Origin of the sequence: Corynebacterium yonathiae, from assembly GCF_027570195.1 — a bacterium.
GTDB lineage: Bacteria > Actinomycetota > Actinomycetes > Mycobacteriales > Mycobacteriaceae > Corynebacterium > Corynebacterium yonathiae.
This window is the reverse complement of sequence record NZ_JAKMUZ010000036.1, coordinates 1-3,345: the sequence shown is the minus strand read 5'-3', so window position 1 is coordinate 3,345 and position 3,345 is coordinate 1. Positions and strand designations below refer to the sequence as shown.

Annotated in this window: 2 protein-coding genes; one reads left to right on the top strand and one right to left on the bottom strand. The window is 61.2% G+C overall.

Annotated features, from left to right (window positions below; genetic code table 11):
* The coding region (locus L8V22_RS11525) for a recombinase family protein (RefSeq protein ID WP_019174077.1) at nucleotides 1-301 on the bottom strand (301 nt) is incomplete at its 3' end.
* Nucleotides 302-426: 125 nt separating this feature from the next.
* On the opposite strand from L8V22_RS11525, the gene L8V22_RS11520 reads away from it, so the two are divergent.
* Entirely contained in the window at nucleotides 427-3,312 is a 2,886-nt protein-coding gene (locus L8V22_RS11520) for a Tn3 family transposase (protein WP_011116984.1), read from the top strand.
* The last annotated feature ends 33 nt before the right edge of the window (nucleotides 3,313-3,345 follow it).

Below are 3,345 nucleotides of genomic sequence, written 5' to 3'. Positions count from 1 at the left end.
TCTGAGCGCCCTTTCCAGTCAGAACCCGCAGGCCGATCTTGCGGTCTGACAGCTCCTTCACCGTGTTGACCAGATGGGCAAGCGATCGTCCGAGGCGATCGAGCTTCCAGACCACCAGCACATCGCCGTCACGCAATGACTTGAGGCAGGCAGTCAAGCCAGGGCGATCATCACGACCGCCGGAAGCAAGATCATCATAGATATTGTCCCGTTCGACACCTGCGGCGCGCAAGGCGTCGTGCTGCAGGTCGAGAGACTGCGAGCCATCGGCTTTGGAGACGCGGGCATATCCGATCAGCATGTATCACAAACGTTGGTTTGAGGCGGCGCTTCGGCCACGATTGCATTGACCTCTGGAAATGTATCTCAACCAGCTTCATAAACAAAGCGTCTTGAACGCTATCAGATTTTGAAAAAGGAACATGTATGCCGCGTCGCGTCACTCTAACCGATCGGCAGAAAGACGCGCTGTTGCGCTTGCCGACTTCACAGACGGATTTGCTCAAGCACTATACGCTGAGTGATGAAGACTTTGGGCATATCAGGCTGCGTCGGCGCGCTCACAACAGGTTCGGCTTCGCCCTGCAATTGTGTGTCCTGCGCTATCCCGGCCGGGTGCTGGCTCCAGGCGAACTGATCCCTGCAGAGGTCATCGAATTTATCGGAGCGCAGCTTGGCCTGGGTGCCGACGATCTCGTAGACTATGCTGCCCGCGAGGAAACACGGCACGAGCATCTTGCCGAGTTACGGGGGCTCTACGGCTTCCGCACCTTCTCCGGACGTGGTGCGAGCGAGCTGAAGGAATGGTTGTTCCGAGAAGCCGAGATGGCGGTGTCGAACGAGGATATCGCCCGTCGCTTCGTAGCCGAGTGCCGACGCACCCGCACTGTCCTTCCCGCGACATCCACGATCGAGCGGCTTTGTGCCGCGGCTCTCGTCGATGCCGAGCGACGCATCGAGACGAGGATCGCCAGTCGGCTGCCTATGTCGATCCGAGAACAGTTGCTGGCATTGCTCGAGGAGACGGCTGATGATCGGGTGACCCGTTTTGTGTGGCTGCGCCAGTTCGAGCCTGGCTCGAACTCTTCGTCGGCCAACCGGCTGCTCGACCGGCTCGAATATCTGCAACGCGTCGATCTCCCCGAGGATCTGCTTGCCGGCGTTCCTGCCCATCGGGTGACTCGTCTGCGCAGGCAGGGTGAACGGTATTATGCCGACGGCATGCGCGATCTCCCGGAGGACAGGCGGCTTGCGATCTTGGCTGTTTGCGTCTCGGAATGGCAGGCGATGTTGGCCGACGCAGTGGTCGAAACCCACGACCGGATCGTCGGCCGTCTCTACCGTGCTTCGGAGCGTATTTGCCATGCAAAGGTCGCAGACGAAGCGGGGGTGGTGCGTGACACCCTGAAATCCTTCGCCGAGATCGGGGGCGCCCTGGTCGATGCACAGGATGATGGCCAGCCGCTGGGCGATGTCATCGCGAGTGGGTCAGGGTGGGACGGCTTAAAAACCCTTGTTGCAATGGCAACCAGGCTGACCGCCACCATGGCCGACGATCCGCTCAATCATGTGCTCGACGGTTATCACCGCTTCCGCCGATACGCTCCACGCATGTTGCGCCTGCTCGATCTGCGAGCTGCGCCCGTTGCACTGCCGCTTCTGGAAGCGGTGACGGCCCTTCGTACCGGTTTGAACGATGCCGCGATGACCAGCTTCTTGCGGCCCAGCTCGAAATGGCATCGCCACCTTCGGGCCCAGAGGGCTGGCGACGCTCGCCTATGGGAGATCGCGGTGCTGTTCCATCTGCGCGATGCGTTCCGCTCCGGAGATGTCTGGCTTACTAGGTCCCGGCGCTATGGCGATCTGAAACACGCACTCGTTCCGGCACAAGCCATCGCGGAAGGCGGTCGTCTCGCTGTGCCATTGCGGCCGGAGGAATGGCTGGCAGACCGGCAAGCTCGCCTCGACATGCGGTTGCGCGAGCTTGGCCGTGCCGCTCGCGCAGGCACGATCCCGGGCGGGTCGATTGAAAACGGCGTTCTGCATATCGAGAAACTCGAAGCCGCCGCGCCGACAGGCGCCGAAGATCTGGTGCTCGATCTCTACAAGCAGATCCCGCCCACGCGCATCACCGATCTCCTGCTGGAGGTGGATGCGGCGACCGGCTTCACCGAAGCGTTCACCCATCTGCGCACAGGAGCACCCTGCGCTGACCGGATCGGGCTAATGAACGTTATCTTGGCGGAAGGGATCAACCTCGGCTTGCGCAAAATGGCGGATGCGACAAACACCCACACCTTCTGGGAATTGATCCGCATTGGACGGTGGCATGTCGAGGGCGAAGCCTATGACCGGGCGCTGGCCATGGTGGTCGAGGCACAGGCAGCGTTACCCATGGCCCGGTTCTGGGGCATGGGCACGTCGGCTTCGAGCGACGGACAGTTCTTCGTCGCTACAGAGCAAGGTGAGGCCATGAACCTGGTCAACGCGAAATATGGCAATACCCCGGGCCTGAAAGCCTATAGCCACGTCTCCGACCAATATGCGCCGTTCGCAACCCAGGTGATTCCTGCAACGGCAAGCGAAGCGCCTTACATCCTCGATGGCCTGCTGATGAACGATGCTGGACGCCATATCCGCGAGCAGTTCACCGACACGGGCGGCTTCACCGATCACGTCTTTGCCGCATGTGCCATTCTCGGCTACCGGTTCGCTCCGCGCATCCGCGACCTGCCATCCAAACGGCTCTACGCGTTCAATCCGTCGGCCGCCCCGGCGCACCTGCGAGCGTTGATCGGCGGAAAGGTCAACCAAGCCATGATCGAGCGCAATTGGCCCGACATCCTGCGCATCGCCGCCACCATTGCTGCCGGGACCGTCGCGCCAAGCCAGATTCTGCGGAAACTCGCCTCCTATCCGCGGCAGAACGAGCTCGCGACAGCCCTGCGGGAAGTCGGTCGCGTCGAGCGCACCCTGTTCATGATCGACTGGATTCTGGATGCCGAACTCCAACGGCGTGCCCAGATCGGGCTCAACAAAGGCGAAGCTCATCATGCGCTGAAGCGGGCAATCAGCTTCCACCGCCGCGGTGAAATCCGCGACCGTTCCGCCGAAGGCCAGCATTACCGCATCGCCGGCATGAATCTGCTCGCCGCCATCATCATCTTCTGGAACACCATGAAGCTCGGCGAGGTCGTTGCAAACCAGAAACGCGATGGAAAGCTGCTATCGCCCGATCTCTTGGCCCATGTTTCGCCGCTCGGATGGGAACACATCAATCTCACCGGAGAATATCGCTGGCCAAAGCCTTAGCGTAGGATTCCGCCCCCTCCCGCAAACGACCCC

Excerpts from the sequence above, each read along its gene's own strand:
- L8V22_RS11520 (WP_011116984.1), top strand. The coding sequence starts at position 427 with ATGCCGCGTCGCGTCACTCTAACCGATCGGCAGAAAGACGCGCTGTTG.